Annotated in this window: 14 protein-coding genes; all 14 read left to right on the top strand. The window is 53.7% G+C overall.

Annotation, left to right across the window (positions count from 1 at the left end; translation table 11 throughout):
* Window positions 1–422: 422 nt before the first annotated feature.
* The 14 genes from M4951_RS05460 (at window position 423) to M4951_RS05395 (ending at window position 19594) form a co-directional block, all read left to right on the top strand.
* Window positions 423–1310 (top strand): DUF1559 domain-containing protein, encoded by an 888-nt coding sequence (locus M4951_RS05460; protein WP_262025468.1) that lies wholly within the window; start codon window positions 423–425, stop codon window positions 1308–1310.
* 104 nt (window positions 1311–1414) lie between these two features.
* Entirely contained in the window at window positions 1415–2353 is a 939-nt protein-coding gene (locus tag M4951_RS05455) for a DUF1559 domain-containing protein (protein WP_262025467.1), read from the top strand.
* Window positions 2354–2440: 87 nt separating this feature from the next.
* Window positions 2441–2872 (top strand): hypothetical protein, encoded by a 432-nt coding sequence (locus M4951_RS05450; RefSeq protein WP_262025466.1) that lies wholly within the window; start codon window positions 2441–2443, stop codon window positions 2870–2872.
* Between the two features lie 157 nt (window positions 2873–3029).
* Window positions 3030–3584 carry a sigma-70 family RNA polymerase sigma factor gene (locus M4951_RS05445; protein WP_262025465.1) on the top strand — a complete coding sequence of 185 codons (555 nt, stop codon included), beginning with the start codon at window positions 3030–3032 and terminating at the stop codon, window positions 3582–3584.
* A complete protein-coding gene (locus M4951_RS05440) occupies window positions 3581–5296 on the top strand; it encodes a FecR family protein (RefSeq protein ID WP_262025464.1) in 1716 nt (571 codons plus the stop codon). The genes M4951_RS05445 and M4951_RS05440 overlap by 4 nt, the downstream gene beginning before the upstream one ends.
* Before the next feature lie 7 nt (window positions 5297–5303).
* Window positions 5304–8531, top strand: a complete 3228-nt coding sequence (locus M4951_RS05435; RefSeq protein ID WP_262025463.1) for a DUF1549 domain-containing protein — start codon at window positions 5304–5306, stop codon at window positions 8529–8531.
* A gap of 65 nt (window positions 8532–8596) precedes the next feature.
* Window positions 8597–10027 (top strand): DUF1501 domain-containing protein, encoded by a 1431-nt coding sequence (locus M4951_RS05430; RefSeq protein WP_262025462.1) that lies wholly within the window; start codon window positions 8597–8599, stop codon window positions 10025–10027.
* 877 nt (window positions 10028–10904) lie between these two features.
* Complete coding sequence (locus M4951_RS05425) at window positions 10905–12119, top strand: exo-alpha-sialidase (RefSeq protein ID WP_262025461.1); 1215 nt, start codon at window positions 10905–10907, stop codon at window positions 12117–12119.
* Window positions 12120–12145: 26 nt separating this feature from the next.
* Window positions 12146–13489 (top strand): sulfatase, encoded by a 1344-nt coding sequence (locus M4951_RS05420; RefSeq protein ID WP_262025460.1) that lies wholly within the window; start codon window positions 12146–12148, stop codon window positions 13487–13489.
* 294 nt (window positions 13490–13783) lie between these two features.
* A complete protein-coding gene (locus M4951_RS05415; protein ID WP_262025459.1) occupies window positions 13784–14710 on the top strand; it encodes a DUF1559 domain-containing protein in 927 nt (308 codons plus the stop codon).
* Window positions 14711–14774: 64 nt separating this feature from the next.
* Window positions 14775–15194 carry a hypothetical protein gene (locus M4951_RS05410; RefSeq protein ID WP_262025458.1) on the top strand — a complete coding sequence of 140 codons (420 nt, stop codon included), beginning with the start codon at window positions 14775–14777 and terminating at the stop codon, window positions 15192–15194.
* Between the two features lie 40 nt (window positions 15195–15234).
* A complete protein-coding gene (locus M4951_RS05405) occupies window positions 15235–16272 on the top strand; it encodes a LacI family DNA-binding transcriptional regulator (protein ID WP_262025457.1) in 1038 nt (345 codons plus the stop codon).
* Window positions 16273–16316: 44 nt separating this feature from the next.
* Window positions 16317–17951 (top strand): exo-alpha-sialidase, encoded by a 1635-nt coding sequence (locus tag M4951_RS05400; protein WP_262025456.1) that lies wholly within the window; start codon window positions 16317–16319, stop codon window positions 17949–17951.
* 77 nt (window positions 17952–18028) lie between these two features.
* Window positions 18029–19594 carry a sodium:solute symporter family transporter gene (locus tag M4951_RS05395; protein WP_262025455.1) on the top strand — a complete coding sequence of 522 codons (1566 nt, stop codon included), beginning with the start codon at window positions 18029–18031 and terminating at the stop codon, window positions 19592–19594.
* Window positions 19595–19614: the final 20 nt, after the last annotated feature.

The raw sequence follows: 19614 nt of genomic DNA, 5'->3' as shown, positions 1-19614 counted from the left end.
CCCTCTATTTGACTGCGAGGGAATGGCGTTTCGCCGACGATTTTTCTGAGCCTACGATATACGCTCTCTTGGAGCACGAGAGACGAGCAAAGGGGCTAGATAGAGCGAAGTGCCGGTTTTCACAGCCTTCTGCGGGTTGATTGGTCTGTTATTTTCCACTCGGAGAAATATTTTTCTCCTTTTTCCGTTCAATCGTAGTAGGTTCGCGCCGGCGCGTACGACCTTAGGATGCCAGTTGAATTTTTCCTTTTTTTATAAACCAGCCCTCTCGCTCCGTATCACGACACGAAGCGAGAGGCGCTTTCGCGCCGGACAAAAGCCCCGCTACTGGGGAGCCTATCTTGATGTGGCAGTTTGGCGCCGTTGGTTTTCATTTTTCAGACGCACCCATCATTTTCTCCTATTCAGTGAAAGAGCCCCTCATGGCCCAACCATCTTCAGCAACTTACCGCCGCGGCTTTACCCTTGTTGAGCTGCTCGTTGTCATTGCGATTATCGGCGTTTTAATCGCGTTGCTGCTGCCTGCGGTGCAACAGGCGCGCGAAGCGGCGCGACGGTCGCAATGCATGAATAATTTGAAACAAATGGGTCTGGCGGTGCATAACTTCCATGACACCTACGGCCACCTTCCGCCGTCGCGCATCAAAGCGAATTATCTCGGCTGGTCAGCGCTGCTCATGCCGTTCATGGAACAGCAAAATCTGTTTGATCAGATCGATTTGAAACTGCCGTACAAAGATCAGACGACCGCGGTCCAACAGGCGTCGATTGGCGGCTACATTTGCCCCAGTCGTCACTCTGCTGGCGATTTGACGACTGAAGCGCAAACGGATCAGGCTGACCTGGGCGCCGCCTGGGATTACGCGAATTGTGACGGAGACGGAGTCGGCAGCACGTTTCGCATGATTACTTGCACCGGAATGCTGATCGTCGCGGACGGAGATCAGAATAAATACAGAAGCGTGACCGGCATGCGGGATGTTACTGACGGCTTAAGCAACACGATTATGATCGGCGAGCGGCACGTTCCCCTCTCCAAACTCTTGAACGAAACGAACGGCGGCGATGGCCCCGTCTTGAGCGGTTGGGCCTATTCCTCAATGCGCATGGCGGGTCTGGGACGTTCTTTAGGGAAAGGGCCGAATGATACGACATCGAGCCGCGAAGTATTCGGCAGCTACCACCCCGGCGTTTCGAACTTTGTATTGGGAGACGCCAGCGTCCGTTCGATCCAGACCAACGTTGATACGGAGAATCTCGCCCGCTTGGCGAATCGCGAAGATGGGGAAGTCATTTCGGTAGACTTCTAGGCGTGAAAATGCAAGTTGGCCAAGTGCGGCGAGAGCACGCGCTGAGCAGTCGAGATAATTTCATTTCTTCTTCGTCTTATCTTTTGCATTCTAGGCGGTCGATCATGCCTTATTTCACTCGCGCAATTTTACGCCGCGGTTTTACGCTGGTTGAATTGCTAGTCGTCATTGCGATTATCGGCGTGTTGATCGCGCTGTTATTGCCGGCGGTGCAGCAGGCGCGTGAAGCGGCCCGGCGCACGCAGTGCCTGAGCAACTTAAAGCAAATGGGGTTGGCGGTTCACAATTTCCACGACACGTACAACGAACTTCCTCCTTCGCGGATCGAGTTCAAATATCTCGGTTGGTCGGCGCTGATTCTGCCGTTTATCGAGCAGCAGAATCTTTACGATCAACTCGACCTGAAGAAAAAGTACAGCGAGCAATCGGCAGCCGTCCAACAAACGCCGATTTCGGTTTACGTCTGTCCGAGTCGCCATCAACTGGGCGATTTGACCGAAGTCGTTCAGCCCGACACGGCTGATAATGGAGCAGTGTGGGATTACGCCGCCTGCGACGGGAGCTCTGGCGACGGCAGCACCTATCGATGCGGTTCCGGCTATTCGCCGGCCCTCTCCGTGACGCAGCCGTGCTCCACTTCGATGGGAATGCTCGTCTGCGCTTTCGGCGACCACAATCGATACAAAAGCCAAACCAATCTGGCGGCGATCGTCGACGGATTGAGCAACACCATTTTAATGGGCGAGCGGCATATTCCGCTGACAGCGCTGAAAGACGAAACGACCGGTGGCGATGGACCGATTTTCAGCGGTTGGGCCTTTTCAACGATGCGGGTTGCCGGACCAGGTTATGCGCTGGGCAAAGGGCCCAACGACGTGGTAACTGGAACAGGGCATCTCCTTTTTGGCAGCTACCATCCCGGCATTTGCAATTTTCTGCTGGGGGACGCCAGCGTTCGTTCGCTGCAAGTGAATATCGATACCGACAATCTCGGCCGCTTGTCCAATCGGCAAGATTCCGAAGTGATTTCGGTCGACTTTTAGCGGCAGTGAGCTTCATCACGGCGTGAAGGCTATTAATCTCCTCAGGTTTATTTTCACCACCACTTCAGCTTTTGGACGATTCGAAACATGAGATCTATTGATTGGAAAAACTACGGAACGCTGAGCTGCTTGGCGGCGTTATGCCTGGCCGCTTGTATCGGGTGCGAAGCTGGCGTCCCGACTCATCCCGTTAGCGGCAAAGTTTTACAGGCGGACGGTACGCCCGCCCAAAGCGGACTGATCGAGTTCCGCACGACCGCCGAAGATGGCTCCGTTATCAACGCACGCGGCCAAATCGAATCTGACGGAACGTTTCGGCTTAGTACGTTCGGCCAGGATGACGGCGCACTCGCCGGGGATCATCAAGCGATCTTGGTCAGCCCTGCGACCAGCGAAAACAGCGAAACCGGCGTGGTTCACAGTTTTCCCGCCAAATATCGTTCCTATGCTACTTCAGATCTGCAGTTTCGCGTCGAGCCGGGCCAGAACGAATTTGCCGTGCAAGTAAAGGCCAAATGAGGGATGTGAGTGGTTTGAAAGCATCGAACGCTCGCAAAATTTTGGGGAGATCCGGGCTCTTGATAGTAGATTCTAGCGCGAACGTACGATCTATAAGTAGAGAGCCGTACGACAAACAAACTGACATTACCGCCTGCTCCTGATTTCACTCTTGGCAATGCCTGCAACAACCCCATCCGATGCGGCGTCCGACGCTCGCTATACTGAATTTTTGTCGTATTTTTCGACCGATTGCGAGCGGATCCATGCATACATCTTTTCGATGTTGCCGCATCATGCTGATGCAGATGACGTCTTCCAACGATGCAGTCTGCTGCTGTGGAAAAAATTTGAGACGTTTGATCGCGAGCGTGACTTTCTCTCCTGGGCATGCGGAGTAGCCTTCTACGAAGTCAAAAATTTTCTGCGAACGGCGCAACGAGATCGCCTCCAATTCAGCGAAAAGCTGATCGAATTGCTGGCCGAAGATCGAGCTGCGACGCTTAACCAACAGCCGCAACGGCTTTTGGCGCTACGGCAATGCGTTGGTCAACTTACGGCGCGACAGCAGCAATTAGTGTGGACCGCTTATGGGGGCGCAACGACGATGGCCGATTTGGCCGACGCAACAGGGCGTTCGGCGCAAACGCTTTACAACCAACTAACGACGATTCGCCGCAAGCTGGCCCAATGCGTCCAAATGCGGCTCGCCGTTGCAGGAGACGATCTATGAGCCAACACGATCCGTCTCAGCGGTTGGCGGAACTAACGCATCTAGCGATGCACGCTTCGTTAACCGTAGAGCAGCACCAAGAGCTAGAGCAACTGCTGCTGGAAAACGCAGAGGCGCGGCGAAACTATTTTCTGTTGCTCGATCTCGAATACGGCTTAGCGAAGTTGACGGCCGAAGAAACCGGCCAGCCGTCGATCGGTTTGCCCGAATCGATCCGCCCGGCAGGATTGCCGGGTGCGCCGCAGCCTTCGCAACGGCGAACATCGCCGCGCGTCTGGCTCGCGTTAGCCGCTTGCTTAACGGGCTTGGTCCTGGCGCCGCTCGCTTATTGGAACGGAAACTCGCGACAGGTCACGAAGCAAGATCCACCCAAGCCGCCCAAAGTTGCAACCCCCGGCCCGGCGGAGCGAACGCTGCCCGAGATTACTTTGATTCAGACGGCTCACAGCCGTTTCTTTGGCGAGCTTGGTTCTTTGTCCGCGGGCGACGTTCTGCAACTCGACCATGACTATGCCCTGGTCGAAGGGGAGATTCAGTTGCGTACGCGTCACGGCGCCGAAATGATCGTCCAGGCGCCCGCCGTATTTCTCGCTCGCTCAGCCGATCAGGTGTTGATGAAAGTAGGCGCCTGTTCGGTCTACGCACCGCCAGGAGCGGAGGGATTTCGCGTCATTACGCCCCAGGCTGAGATCGTCGACAAAGGAACTCGTTTCGCGGTCAACGTGACCGAATCGGGCGAAGCGGATGTCAATGTGATTGAAGGCGAAGCCGAGATATTTACGCCCAACAACGTCGCTCCCGATTTGTCTGGACTGCTACTAGGCGCCGGCGAGGGACGCGTCATCAACTCGCAAGGTCATATCTCCAACCCGCCTGCTTCGGACATGAATCGCGACTATCGCGGTTCGCTTTCCGATCGCATCGTTGACTATCGCGTCACCGATCGCAAGCATCCGCAGCCCGACACTCTATTGGACGTAACGGTGCAGCGGGGAGGAAAGATTCAACGTTATGACGTCGAAGAACTGATCGGTTTCGATCTGATTCATTTCAAAGCGGGGACCAACGGCGCAAACTTTAGCACGCCGCTTGACCGGCCCGACCCGCGTGAAGGAGACGGCTCACGAACTCGAGCGGCGCTGTTGGATCGCGACGCGTTGCTCACGACCGGAACGCTCAACCCTGGGGGCGCCGTCAAACCGTTAAAATCAGATCCCGATTGGACCAGTCCCGACGCGGCTCGACACACGCCTGGTTTCGCCGTTCGGTTTCACCAACCGGTGATCAACGCTGTCGGTCCTGACATTGTCTTCTTTGAACTGCACGTGGTCGTGCATCCCGAAAATGGCGATCCGTTTCATGTCTCGCCGACCCATTTCGAGCCTGGTTTGCGGTCGCATACGGTTCGTAAATATGACGTCTCGTTGGCGCATCGCAGCGCCCATCAATTGTCCGGTTTCCTCCTCTATCGATTTGATCCTCCGGTCCGATCGGTGGAAGAATTGCTGTCGGGAAAACATAACGGCGGCTATATCCATCAAGTCCCTGCCAAAGTAATTGCCGTAGGAATCGATCTCTCGGACCTCGGCTACGCCGAAGGTGACGAAGTCTCCGAGCTCTTTTTTCAAGACGCATTGGATGACGTGAACTTGATTGATCCGGTTTTCCTCGGAGGGCTTCCCGCCAACACGTCACACACTCTGCCCGAGTAGTAATCGCATGTCTGAATGTTTTCGTATCCTGATTGCGCCGCTGATCTTCGCCGTTGCGTGGACTTCGACAGATTTGATCCGCGCGGACGACAAAGAAGCAGTTCGTTATTTTGAAACGAAAGTGCGCCCGCTATTGGCGCAACATTGTTTCAAGTGCCATGGCCGCGAAGAGCAAAAGTCGGATTTGCGTCTTGATCGACGCACGCACTTTCTACAAGGGGGCACTGGCGGACCGATTGTGGAGCCTGGTAAACCAGAAGAGAGCGTCCTGATCGAAGCGGTAAAGTGGGAAGGATATGAGATGCCCCCCTCTGGTAAGCTACCCGACGACGAGATCGCAATTTTGGAAACCTGGGTTCGCAACGGAGCCTTCTGGCCCGAGCAAGCGGGCGAGACGCGCGCTGACAGTGGACCGTTTACCGCCGAGGATCGGAACTGGTGGGCGTTTCAACCGGTGACTCGTCCTGAAACGCCGGCAATCGCCCAACAAGCGATCGTCCATAACCCGATTGATAATTTCATTCAGGCGAAGTTGGGCCAAAATGATATTTCACCGTCGCCGCCCGCCGAGCGGAGAGTTCTGATTCGCCGCATTTATTTCGACATGCTCGGCGTTCCTCCAACCGTGGAAGAAGTGGAAAGCTTCGTCGCTGACGAACGCGACAACGCTTACGAACGACTCGTGGATCGCGTTTTAGCCGATCACCGATATGGAGAGCGCTGGGCCTCGCATTGGCTCGACCTCGTTCGCTACGCTGACTCGGACGGTTACCGTCAAGACGCTTATCGCCCGCTGGCTTGGCGCTATCGCGACTATGTAATTCGCAGCCTGAACGAAGACAAATCGTACAAGCGATTTCTGCAAGAACAACTAGCTGGCGACGAAATCGCTCCGGACGATCATGATGCGTTAACTGCGACTTATTTTTTGCGAGCCGGCGTCTATGAATACAACAGCCGAGACGCCGAAGGCCAGCAAGTTTTGATCGCCGACGAACTGACCGATACGGTTGGCGACGTTTTCTTAGGAATGGGCGTCGCCTGCGCACACTGCCATAACCATAAGTTCGATCCGATCCTGCGGGACGATTATTATCGGCTTCAAGCGTTCTTTAAGCCGCTCGTCTGGAAGGACGAGCATTTATTGGCGACCGATGAAGAGCGGAAAGCTTATCAGCTTGCACTCGCCCAATGGGAAACCAAGCACCGAGAACTGCTGGACAAGATTAATGCGATTGAAGCGCCCGTGCGTGAAAGCCGACGCAAAAAAGCGGTTAGCATGTTTCCTACCGAAGTCCAGGAGATGTACTGGAAACCGCGCGAAGAACGGACGACCTACGAGAACCAGATCTTCTATCTGGTCGAGAAGCAAGTCCAATTTGAATACGACCGACTCGCTAATGCGATTCCGAAAAAGCAAAAAAAAGAATGGGAAGCTCTGAAGAAAGAGTTGCAAGCGTTTTTGAAAAACAAGCCCAAGGAGCCGCCGATGGCGGATATCGCCGTCGACGCACAAGGAGAGATTTCGCCGACGCGGATCCCCGGGGACCGTCTTGAACGCGACATTGCGCCAGGATTTTTGACCATCTTAGATCCGCAGCCCGCCAAGATGAATGATGCTGAAGTCGTCGCCGACACCAGCGGACGCCGAACGACTTTGGCCCAATGGTTGACGCAAGATGACAATCCCCTTTCTTCGCGGGTGATTGTAAATCGCGTTTGGCAATATCACTTTGGCGTCGGATTATCAGCCAACGCCAGCGACTTCGGCCGCTTGGGCGAACCTCCCAGTCATCCGGAGTTACTTGACTGGCTGACCAGCGAATTTATCGACAACGATTGGCGACTCAAGCCGCTTCATCGGCAGATTCTCCTTTCGGGGACTTATCGCCAGTCGTCGCTAACCGCAGCATCAGAGAAAGCGTTGCTAGTTGATCCCAAAAATCGACTGCTGTGGCGGTTCCCCGCGCATCGGCTGGACGCGGAGCAAATCCGTGACGCGATGCTGGCCGCGAGCGGCGAATTGAAAGAGAGGACCGGGGGCCCCGCTGCTTCGAGTAACGATACCGTTCGTAGCGGGTACACCAAGAAAATGCGAAACTCGCCCGACGCGTTGTTGGAAAGCTTCGACGCACCTGGCGGATTTTCTAGCGTCGCATTGCGAAACTCGACCACCACGGCGACGCAATCTTTGTTGATGATCAACGGTGATTGGACGCTCAAGCGAGCCGAAGCCATGGGCAAACGATTGCATCGCGAATTTGGCTCGAATTTGACAGGCTTGATCCAGCACAGCTACGAGGAGTGTTATGGTCGTCCTCCACAGCAGCAAGAGTTGGACGCCGCGATCTCGTTCTTCGAGCGTCAGGTCAAATACAACCGCGAATTGGCGCGTCAGCAACAAGCGAAGATCCCTTCCTCTGCGCTGTTGGACGAGCCGCAAATGCAACGCTGGAACACCGCTTTCAACATCAGCGACAAGACGCCCCACCAGATTCTGACTTTGCCAGATACGACTTCGCTGCCGTCGCACAACTTTACAATCGAGGCGATCGTCTTTCAACGTTCGCTCTTTCCGAACGCGTCGGTCCGCACGATCGCCGCCCACTGGAACGGCCAATCGACTTCGGCCGGTTGGAATTTTGGAGTCACCAGCGAGCAATCGAGCTATCGACCGCGTAATCTCATTTTACAGTTGATCGGCGACGACAAGCAGGGAAATCGAAAGTACGAAGTGATCGCGTCAAATCTGCGCATCCCGTCCGACAAACCTTACTACGTGGGCGCCGCCGTCGACTTTGACGCCGGCACGGTCACGTTCTACACCCGTGACATGTCATACGACGAATCGGAATTAGAAATGGTCGTCGTACCGCACAGCATCGTCGGCAATTGCCACGACGACCGACTCCATTTCAGCATCGGCGGACGCGATAAAAAAAGTGATTCTCATAACTGGGACGGATTGCTCGATGACGTCCGTCTGACTCGTACTGCGTTAACGGAAACGGATCAGATCATGATTAATACGCCCAATGACTTGGTCACGGACGAGACGGTCGGGATGTGGCGTTTCGTCCGGTCGGCTCCGCGCGGTCCGCTGGCCGAGCTAACTCATGAGCCGCAAGACTTGGAGTTGTCGTCCGGATCCGATTCGCGTAGCGCCGACCTGATCGCGCTTATCGATTTTTGCCATGTGTTGTTGAACTCCAGCGAATTTCAATTTGTCGATTAAACCGCCCTTCCCTCCTCAAAGACTTTGCTGCTTTCATCGCCATTCCTTCCGAAGCGAGATTTCCCATGCCTATAACGCCCCATAATGTAGTTCCAAACTCGCGTCGCGAATTTCTCGCCAAGAGCGGCGCTGGATTCGGGGCGATCGCATTGGCGGCGCTCATGGGCGGCGATCTTGCCTCCGCGGCGGAGGGAAATTCTCTGGCGCCCAAAAAGCCGCATTTTCCCGCGAAGGCGAAAAACGTTATCTTCCTCTTCATGGAAGGGGGCCCCAGCCATATAGACTTGTTTGATCCAAAGCCGCTCTTGAACAAGTTGGCGGGGCAGAAGTTGCCCGAAAGCTTTGGCAAAGTCATCTTGGCGATGGGCGAAAACAACGCTCCGCTGATGGAGTGTCCGCGTAAGTGGAAACAGCACGGCCAAAGCGGGCTCTGGGTATCGGACTGGATGCCGGAAGTCGCAAATTGCGCTGACGACTTATGCGTGATTCGCTCTTGCGTTTCGGACGGCATCAACCATTCGTCCGGCGTCTGCCAGATGAATACCGGGCACGTTATCGGTGGCCGCCCTTCGCTCGGCGCGTGGGCGACCTACGGTTTGGGAACCGAAAACCAAGACATGCCGGCGTTTGTGATTTTGACCGACAGCAATCGCCAAGTAGTGAATGGTCCGCGAAACTGGGGCAGCGGTTTCATGCCTGCGTCGTATCAAGGCGTGCCGTTTAAGTCGGGCGAAGATCCGATCTTGAACCTCAACCCGCCAAGCCATATCGACGTCGCTCGTCAAAAAGCGAAGCTCGACTATTTAGGGCAGATCGACAATCGTCATGCGGCGGTGCGAAACGATAAATCCGAATTGGAAGCTCGGATCGCTTCGTACGAACTTGCGTTTCGCATGCAGTCGTCCGCTCCCGAAATCGTCGATCTCGCCGGCGAAACGGAAGAGACGAAACAGCTATACGGCCTGAACGACAAAGAAACCAACGTCTTTGGTCGCAATTGCCTGATGGCTAGACGACTGGTCGAAAATGGCGTCCGCTTTGTGCAACTCTACAGCGGAGCCGGCAGCGGTTGGGACGCGCATAGCAACATCGAAAGTAACCATGGCAAGCTGTGCAAACAGGTCGATAAGCCGATTGCCGGTCTCTTGCAAGATCTGAAACGTCGCGGACTGCTCGACGAAACGCTAGTTATTTGGGGCGGCGAATTTGGCCGCACGCCGATGTCAGAACAAGGTAACGGCCGCGATCATAATCCGACCGGCTTTACGATGTGGATGGCCGGCGGCGGCGTCCAAGGAGGACGCACGATTGGATCAACCGACGATCTTGGTCTGCATGCTGTCGAGAACCCGCTGCATGTGCATGATCTGCATGCCACGATCATGCGAATCATGGGCGTCGATCACACGAAACTCATCTATCGACACAAGGGGCGTCCCGAGCGGATAGATATGAATGAAGGCAAAGCCGAGATGAAAGTCCTGGGACTCGGCTAATCATCCAGCGGATCATGCATAGCCCCGCAAAAGCACCGAGCGTGCACTGCATGCAATTCCCTAGAATCGAAGCGGCCGAATCTCAGGAACGCTCCGAAATCCTTCCTTGATGCCCGAAGGTTGCAGGAAGTTCTCGTAAGGAGTTTAGGCGCCCTCCTTCGTTCTCGATGGCGGATTGCACACTAACGAGCCGCCCCACTTCATTGTTGTGGTGACGCTTGTTCACAACGTCTGCTTTTGGAGCCACAGACGTCGTCATCAACAATTAGCATACAACGTAATCGAGTTCCCCGTTCTGCGGTGAGCACTCTGTCCTCTATAGGCCCCCAGTACTGCCAAGCAGGCAAGCACGGCGGTTAAATGGCTGATCCCAGGTGATCCATGCCGGCCTAATCTCGCGATTTTCTTTTTGCGCAAGACAGAGCAGATCTCTTATGTCAAAGCCGCAAATTATTCATGAATAATTAAGAATCCGCATTTTGCGTCAATACGCCATCAAGAACATAAATCTACAGATTATACACGTAATTTCCCTTGCCAAGCATATCCGGATACACAAAGGCGATTTAATCAACGCAATCGAACATTAGAAGTGGCCAAAGTTCTTTACCGCGTGATTGCAGCCCTAGAAAATATCCAAAGAAACAGGAATATACGCGTTTATTCTGTTGAATAAATATTTCAATCCAGTAAGATCTCTCTAGTTGCTTCGCTAGTACAAATTTTGATTTTTGCTTTTATTTGATGCCAGTGCGATTCTCTCCCAAATTTGCGACGTCGCTGGAATCCCCGTAACACCCCGACGATTCCAGTCTCTCCCATTCAGTCGGTTTACGAATAAATCATTGAATCGCGTTTATCACCCAGAGGCCCCTAAATGTTTTCACGTTTCATCTTGGCTGTGAGTTGTGTGATTGGTCTGTGCTCGACTGCTTGGGCGCAAGAGGCTTCCTCAGCCGTCCCCGATCCGATTGCCAATCCTGGCGCGACGTTAATGCTTGATCTAGTGGGAGTGGGTACCGACCCAAGCAAGATCGACTACCAAAATCTGCCCAAGCTTCCGGCGAAGCATTCGATCATCAGCGACGCACGAGACGAGGGCGGCAATCGTGTTCATCAGCACGCCTACGTCGCTTATTTTGGCGGGCAATACTGGGCGATGTGGAGCGACGGCCCCGGCAAACGTCGCAAAAATCTGACTCCAGAACAACATCGCAACGTCGTGCCAGAACATGACCAACCAGGAACCCGCGTTTCTTATGCGACCAGTAAAGATGGCGTCCATTGGAATCCGCCGGCCGATTTATCGGGAGCGCCCCGAAAGGAAGGTTATGGTTGGATCGCGCGTGGATTTTGGGTTCGCGACGGAGAACTCTTGGCGCTGGCCAGTCATTTTGATGCTCCTGGCTATGCCGGCCTGGGTTTAAGCCTGGAGGCGTTCCGCTGGGATTCGGAGACTTCGAAATGGGGGCCGCATGGGACCGTCCTGGACGACACTCTCAACAATTTCCCGCCGAAGCGATTACCGAATGGTCAGTTCATGATGACTCGTCGCGACCACCGGCGGCAACTCTCGGTCATGATTGGCGGAGCGGAAAAGTTCGACCAATGGAAGACGCATCCCCTGTCCACTTACGATCAAAAGGGGAGACCGGAAGAGCCCTATTGGTACACGTTGCCGGATGGCGAAAACATTGTGGGGCTGATTCGCGACAACGGCCGATCGGGGCGACTCTTACGAACGTTCTCTACGAACAATGGAGAATCATGGAGCCCAATCGTTCGCACCAACTTTCCCGATGCTACGAGCAAATTTTTTGTTCTCCGCACGTCACGCGGATACTATGCCCTCGTCTCCAACTCCAAGCCCGGTCGACGCGATCCGCTCACGCTCGCGATTAGCAAAGACGGGCTTGTGTTCACGCATTTGTTCTATCTGATTGGGGGTCGACATATTGATTATCCCCATATTTTAGAACATGACGGCGAGCTGCTTATAGCGTTCTCGGGGGCAAAGCAAACGATGGAAGTCCTGAAGGTTTCGCTAGACGACATTGACGCTCGCATTGCTTCAGAAAAGACGCAGCCTTAAATCCGTTTCTTACGGAAGATTTCATCATGCATCGCTTCTATATCCTGCTGTTAATTGGCCTCCACTTCACTTCCTCCGCTGTTGCGGCGGAGGATACAAGTTTGCCGAAGCGTCCGAATATCATCATGATCGTCATCGACGATTTAGGATATGGCGACCTCGGATGTTACGGCAGCCAAATTCACCAAACGCCGCACATCGATCGCTTGGCGTCGGGCGGAATGTTGTTTACCGACTTCCACGCGAATGCTCCCGTATGTAGTCCCACGCGGGCGGCGATCATGACGGGGCAGTACCAGCAGCGATCAGGGATCGAATATGCGATTCCCTTCACGCATGAACTGGGTATGCCGCTGGAAAAGTTCACGATTTCCGAAGCGTTAAAGCAGGCGGGCTATACGTGCGGATTGATGGGAAAATGGCACCTTGGTCATGTCAGTCGCTTTGGGCCGAACGATCAAGGATTTGATGAGAGTTGGTGCTCCAACAATACGCCTGACTATCACACGCACGTCTCCCGAATCGGCGAGTTAGATTGGTATCACAATCACCAAATAGATCGCGAACCAGGCTACCTGACCGATCTCGTCAGTCAGCATTCTTGCGACTTTATTCGGGACAATGTCGACAGGCCCTTCTTTCTGGTGATTTCTCACCTTGCTTTGCACTTTCCTTTCCAGGGTCCGAACGATCCGCCGTTACGCACCGAGGGAAAGATATGGCACGACCAGAAGCATGGCCCGCTTAACAAACGCGAGTATCGCCGAGCCTATCGAGACATGCTGGTCGCCGTCGACAAAAGCGTGGGCAAGGTTATGGACACCCTAAATAGCTCGGGCCTGCAGAATGACACGATCATATTCCTACTATCCGACAACGGAGCTTACTCCTGGGTAGGAAGTAACGGCAGCTTGCGCGGACAAAAAGGAGACTTGTTCGAAGGAGGGCATCGCGTTCCCGCCGTTGCCTATTGGCCGGGACAGATTCCAGCAGCAAGCAAGAATCACCAAACCATCATGACCATGGACTTGATGCCTACGATACTATCTCTAGCCGGGCTACCGCTACCGACGGGATTAGAACTGGACGGCTTGGATCTTAAGAGCACGCTATTGAGAAACGCGCCGCTCCCCGATCGCACCTTGTTTTGGCGGTTTAACAATCTCTACACCAAGACAAACGCCAGCGCGGTTCGGGAAGGGAAATGGAAGCTTATCGAGCAAGGCACGGAGGTTTCCTTATACGACCTGGAAAGCGATCTCTCTGAGTCGCAGAACTTGGCTTCCCAGCATCCCGATGTCGCCAAAGCTCTCCAAGCCAAATTTTTTCAGTGGAATCGCCCCTTTCGAGATCTTCCTGCAAGCCAGTAGTTATTGTTGTTCGATGTTTTTCCCCATACGCAGAGTGAACTTTTTCCCCAACCTTTGGCTTAGAAAAACTCAAAAAAAGCATGCAGAAAGTGACACGAAATGCTGCCCTGCGAGCGATAGAGAATTGAGCTCGAACGCCCTCTGATTTACATGTTTATTATTTTTTTATTTTACCAGAACCGCTGGTGGTGAACTTCAAATATCGCTGCCGCTGGTTTGCAAGCACATTTCCTAGTAGGTCCGTTTTTCTGGGAATTCCTCATCTTATTCCTTTTGTTCAGGGAGAACGCTTCCATGGCGTCCTTGGTATCACCGCGAGCCGGTTTTCGGCGTATTGAACGTCCCGCATTTACTCTGGTCGAGTTGTTGGTAGTTATCGCAATTATCGGCGTGTTAATCGCACTACTGCTGCCTGCTGTTCAGCAAGCTCGCGAAGCGGCGCGACGCATGAGTTGCACGAACAACCTAAAGCAACTCGCATTGGCCATGCATAACTATCACGACACCTATGGCTCGTTTCCGCCTTCTGGGATCGACGCCTCCAATCGATCCCATGGCATCTGGATTCGCACTGCTCCATTTTTTGAGTTTAGCGCACTTTACGATCAGTACAACTTCAACACCAACTGGCGCGGAAATCTGGATTTATGCACTCAAGCAAACATGGAAACGCTTCACTGCCCAAGCGGCTCTAGTCTGATATCGACTCTTGCTTCCGAACAACCATGCTGGACAACCCACTATTTCGGAAACGCAGGCCCAGTTGGTTTGAATGCGACAACCGGCGAGGATTACGCGCGTGATGAGTCTCGCGAGAATGTCTCGATGTTTGGGGAACTCTCCGATGAAGGACTCTATAAGCTTCGCAGTACCTTGGGATTCCGGGACATAACGGACGGCACTTCAAACACAATCATGCTTGGCGAACTCTCCTGGAATGACTATCCCTTCTACCGCGCTTGGAACCGGGGCCTGGTCTGGACATCCAACGGACTCTATCTGGCGACGACAAAGAACCATCGTTATCCGATCAACATCGGCATCAAGACCCCGACTTTTACAATGGTCGCCAATAACGGCGGGTATGGAAGTCAGCATCCCGGCGGCGCCAACTTTGCCATGGCCGACGCTTCGGTCCGATTTCTTCCTGAAACGATTTCGATGGAGACTTATCTGGGATTAGCAAGTCGCGGAGGATCGGAAGTTGTCGTTACACCATAAGTAGCGCAACGTGTCAGCTAGATCGGTTCGCGTCTACAATTGTCCCTTTCTCCAGGAGTTAGCAGTGATTCAGGCGGTATTCTATTCACAATTTGCGATTGCAACGACGATCTTGCTGGCGGTCGGCTGCGCCGAAAAAGCGTCCGTAAACCAGTTTGACGTTTCCGGCGTCGTCACTTTTGACGGCAAGCCGGTGCCGCATGGTTCGATCATTTTTCAGCCGGACGAGGCCCAGGGAAACGCAGGTCCTTACGGCAGCGCGATGATCAAAGATGGTAAATTTGATACGCGAGTAGACAATGGAACCGCGACCATCGGCGGCCCGCACTTGATCTCCATTGAAGCGTTTGACGGCGTCGAACCGAATCAGGATTACGCTCCATACGGCCGGTCGATCGGCGACAGCTATCAAGAAGCGTTCGTGTTACCCCAGACCGACTCAACGCTTAATATCGAGCTCAAGGACCGGAAACCGTCTCGATAATCTTTCGCACTCGGTGAGCAAGCAATTCAAAAGGCGAATCATGGCAAACACAACCGAAATCGCAGAAGCGGCAGGCGTTTCGCAAGCGACCGTTTCGCGGGTGATTAACAACCAATCTGGCGTCGCCCCCGAGACGGTCCAATTGGTGCAGGAGATTATTCGACGGCTGGGCTATCGATCGCGACCGCGCAAGACGCGACGTTCGAAAAAAACAACGGAACGAATAAAGAACGTCGCCGTGTTATTGTTGGACGAAAGTTGTCATCGTCATCCGACGTTGGCGATGGCTAAACTACGCGGAGTCGAACGAGCGCTGACGGCGGCCGGTATGAATATGATCTTGGCCGACGTCAGCTCTGCCGACGTGACTTTGCCGGTCTTAGAGCGAAAAGAACTGGACGGGGCGCTCTTGTGGGGGCATCGCGTTCCGGAAGGCTTGATGGCCAAGCTGCAAGACGTACCGACCGTTTGGCTTTCGTCGCATGTCAGCAGCGGCGATATGGCGATCTCTCAAGGCAATGCGGCAGTTGGACGACTAGCCTGTCAGCATTTACTCAATCGCAACTTTTCACGCCTTTGCTTTTTAATGATCAAGAGCGATCACCCCGGCTTTAGCGCTCGCGGCGAAGGATTTGGATATGCGGCCCATCTGGCCGGCAAAGAGATCCAGCGCTATTGCAGCGACCAACAAAAGCCGTTCGAGCAATTGACTAGTCGCGAGTTAGAAGAAATCGCCGGTCCCTTGGTCGATCAAATGCTTGCTGACAAGACTCGCCCAATTGGCTTGTTTCTGCCGGATGATCAATTGACCGCCGCCGTCTATCGGCGCTTACAGCAAGCCAACGTCAAGATCGGCAAAGAGATCGAGATCATCTCGTGCAACAACGAAGAGCCCTATTTAGCAGGACTCCATCCGCGACCGGCCACGATTGATCTCGGCCCGGAACTGACTGGGCGTCGTGCGGTCGAGCAGCTGTTGTGGAGTTCGCAACAGTCGTGCGCCGATCAACGCCGGGTCGAACTGGTCGTCGAACCCATTTTGATTGAAGGAGAGTCATGGCCAAACTCGGATCCCTAATCTCCTGCTTTTGCCCCCTCGTTACCAATGCGATGAGTCCCTGCATGTATTTCTTCAAACCGATTTCCTTTGCTGTTGACCGTTTGCCGCTCGTGCTGGCGTTTTGCGTACTGACTTGCCAAGTTAGCTTGGCCGAAGAAGAGACGCCAAAGGCCGATTCGCCCGTGATGCTGGTCGGCGATTGGACGCCGGACAATCCCCATGACATCGATTTTCGCAAGTTGCCGGTCGTGCCGTCGGAACACGCGACGATTAGCGATGTGCGAGTTCAAAAGGGCGTCCATCAGCACAACTATTTAGTCTTTCATAACGGCCAATATTGGGCGATGTGGAGCGATGGCCCTGGGGTCGAAGATCTGGTCGGCCAGCGTGTTTCGTATGCGACCAGCAAAGATGGTATGAATTGGACAAAACCAAAATACTTAACGCCTGAGCCGCCGGGATCAGGGCCGGGCACGCCCCATTACGGCAAATGGTCGCAACATGGATTCCGCTGGATCTCGCGTGGTTTTTGGCAGCGAGATGGAGAGTTGCTGGCCTTAGCGTCACTCGATGAATCGGGAAGCTTCTTTGGCCCGAGTCTTGAATTGCGAGCTTTTCGCTGGGAAGAGGCGCAGCAGGATTGGGCCGATATCGGCGTCGTTCATGACAACGCGATCAACAACTTTCCTCCCAAGCGGATTCCGAGCGGAGAGTGGATGATGTCTCGTCGCACGTTTGACTATTCGAGACGCGGCGTCGATTTTTTGACCGGCGGAGTTAAAGCGATTGACAAGTGGGAATCGTTCCCAGTCTTAGGGACCAGCGAAGCTTTGGCGGCCGAAGAGCCGTATTGGTGGGTACTCCCTGATAACCGCTTAGCGGCGCTGTTTCGCGACAATCGACAAAGCGGTTATCTCTATCGCTCTTTCTCGGAAGACAATGGGCGAACGTGGAGCCGTCCGATCAAAACCAATTTTCCTGACGCTCGCTCGAAGTTCAGTGGCGTTCGCTTGAAAGACGGTCGTTACGTGTTGGTCTCGAATCCGCATCCCACACGTCGCGATCCGTTAGCGATCTCCATCAGTGATGACGGCGTCGTCTTTAACAAGATGGGCTATCTGACCGGGGGACGGCATGTCGACTATCCGCATGTGATCGAGCATGACGGCGTCTTGATGGTCGCTTTTGCGGGACAAAAGCAGACAGTCGAAGTGCTGAAAATTCGTTTAGAAGATTTGAATGCGTTGCAGATGCCCAGTTCGCCGTTGAAGAAAGATCCTCCCTACCAACCAGGTGAAAACGACGTGATTATCGACGCGAATCAGCAAGATCAGGTCACGGTGAAAGGGGGTTGGGAGAAGAGCCAAATCGCGGAAGATCGTCACGGCGAAGACTATCTCTATATGCATCCCCGTTTGTCAGGATCGGTTCGTTTCGAGCTAAAACCGCCGAAGGCTGGCGACTACGAAGTCTTCGCGATATGGAACTCACGCGGCTCTCGTTCGAACTGGGTTCCGTACGAGATCACGCATGCTGACGGCAAGTCAAAAGTGCATACCAACCAAAATGCCGACGGCGGAACGTGGTACAGCTTGGGGACGTTTCCGTTGACGCCTGATCAGTCCGCCGTCGAGATTCAAGTGAGTCAACCAGGAAGATACGTCGTTGTCGATGCGATCTTGATTTCGCCTCGCTAGAGATCGGCATTGAGACAAACGTTGCGTCACCATGACGAAACTCGGTGTGAGGTAGTTGCGTAGAAAATATGGAATTGATGTTAAGACCTCTCGATGCGGCGGCGATCATCGCCTATCTAACGGCGATGATCGCGATTGGGATTTATTTCTCGCGTCGCAATAATACGACGGAAGAATACTTTGTCGGCAACCGTTCGTTCTCGGGCTGGGTCATTGGGTTGTCGATGTTGGGTACGATTGTTAGTTCGGCTACTTTTTTGGCGCTGCCGGCCGCCGCCTATGTGCTTGATTGGCGACAATTGGCGGTCAATTTGGTGCTGCCGTTCGTGGCCGTTTTGGCCGTCTTGATATTCATTCCTTTCTTTCGCCGCGGCAAATTAACCTCTGCATTCGAGTATCTAGGGCTGCGATTTGGCGCGATTCCGCGAATTTACGGCACGGTTAGTTTTATCCTGTTGCAAATGATTCGGATGGCGCAGATCTTGTTTCTCGTGTCGATTCCGATTCAGTTTTTAACCGGGGTTTCGGTCGAATTCGTCGTTATCGGCGCCGGCGTTTTTATCGCCTTTTACACAATCGCCGGCGGTATTGAAGCGGTCGTATGGACCGATGTAGTACAAGCATTGGTGCTGATGATCGGCTGCGTACTCTGCTTCGTCTATATCGTGATGGATCTGCCGGGCGGCGTTTCCCAGATTTTGGAGGCGGGTGCAGCGGAAAACAAATTTAGCATGGGAAGTTTCGACTGGGATTTGAACGAACGGACTTTTTGGACAGTCGCCATCTTAGGAATCATTAATTGGCTGGCGATATACTCAGGCGATCAAAACATGGTGCAGCGCTATCTGGCGGCGCGATCTACCCGGGAAGCCCGCAAAGCGACGATCATTTACTCGGCGATCGCGTTGCCGATGTGGACGATGTTTTTCTTCATCGGGACCGCGTTGTTCGTCTATTACCAATCGTTTCCCGACCCGACGTTAGCCACCCTAGAAACCGATCAGATCTTGCCCTATTTCATTTTGACTCGCATTCCAGCTGGCCTGGCAGGCTTGATCGTCGCCGCCGTTATGGCGGCGGCCATGAGTTCGCTCGACTCAGGAATCAACTCGATCTCGACGGTCGTGGTAGTCGATTTGATGCGTCCCCATCTATCAAAAAAATATACCGATCTGTTTTACCTGCGATCAGCACGCACCATTGCGATGATTGTTAGCGTAATTGTGGTAAGCGGAGGAATCGCGTTTAGTCGAATTGAAAAAGAAAGCATGAACGACATTAGCTTGATCGTGACTAGCTTGTTCGGCGGCTGCTTGATGGGACTCTTTATGATGGGGTTCTTCACGCGGAGAATTGACGGCCTTGCGGCCACGCTCGCCTTGATTGGCGCGGTCGTCTTTAACGCCTACTTAGGCTTTGGATTATTAGGGTGGTGGCCGCCTGCATGGACTTTAGGCGTTCATAGCTATTGGATCGGCGCGTTGGTGAATTTATTTTTTGCCGTCACCGCCTATGCACTTAGCTGGTTGTTGGGAGCGTCGCGACGCGATCTGACCGGACTAACGATTTGGACGATGGAAAAGGAAGGAGACCGAGCGGAACAATCGGTCCCAACTTCCGCGAGATTGGCAAGCAGCGAGTAAGGAAAGAGGTACGATTCGGA

Source organism: Blastopirellula sp. J2-11 (genome assembly GCF_024584705.1).
Classification (GTDB): domain Bacteria; phylum Planctomycetota; class Planctomycetia; order Pirellulales; family Pirellulaceae; genus Blastopirellula.
The sequence above is the reverse complement of the archived record's forward strand: the minus strand, read 5'-3'. Positions and strand labels throughout refer to the sequence as shown.

Coding starts and splice junctions, on each gene's coding strand:
- M4951_RS05460 (WP_262025468.1), top strand. CDS start 423: ATGGCCCAACCATCTTCAGCAACTTACCGCCGCGGCTTTACCCTTGTT.
- M4951_RS05455 (WP_262025467.1), top strand. CDS start 1,415: ATGCCTTATTTCACTCGCGCAATTTTACGCCGCGGTTTTACGCTGGTT.
- M4951_RS05450 (WP_262025466.1), top strand. CDS start 2,441: ATGAGATCTATTGATTGGAAAAACTACGGAACGCTGAGCTGCTTGGCG.
- M4951_RS05445 (WP_262025465.1), top strand. CDS start 3,030: ATGCCTGCAACAACCCCATCCGATGCGGCGTCCGACGCTCGCTATACT.
- M4951_RS05440 (WP_262025464.1), top strand. CDS start 3,581: ATGAGCCAACACGATCCGTCTCAGCGGTTGGCGGAACTAACGCATCTA.
- M4951_RS05435 (WP_262025463.1), top strand. CDS start 5,304: ATGTCTGAATGTTTTCGTATCCTGATTGCGCCGCTGATCTTCGCCGTT.
- M4951_RS05430 (WP_262025462.1), top strand. CDS start 8,597: ATGCCTATAACGCCCCATAATGTAGTTCCAAACTCGCGTCGCGAATTT.
- M4951_RS05425 (WP_262025461.1), top strand. CDS start 10,905: ATGTTTTCACGTTTCATCTTGGCTGTGAGTTGTGTGATTGGTCTGTGC.
- M4951_RS05420 (WP_262025460.1), top strand. CDS start 12,146: ATGCATCGCTTCTATATCCTGCTGTTAATTGGCCTCCACTTCACTTCC.
- M4951_RS05415 (WP_262025459.1), top strand. CDS start 13,784: ATGGCGTCCTTGGTATCACCGCGAGCCGGTTTTCGGCGTATTGAACGT.
- M4951_RS05405 (WP_262025457.1), top strand. CDS start 15,235: ATGGCAAACACAACCGAAATCGCAGAAGCGGCAGGCGTTTCGCAAGCG.
- M4951_RS05400 (WP_262025456.1), top strand. CDS start 16,317: ATGTATTTCTTCAAACCGATTTCCTTTGCTGTTGACCGTTTGCCGCTC.
- M4951_RS05395 (WP_262025455.1), top strand. CDS start 18,029: ATGTTAAGACCTCTCGATGCGGCGGCGATCATCGCCTATCTAACGGCG.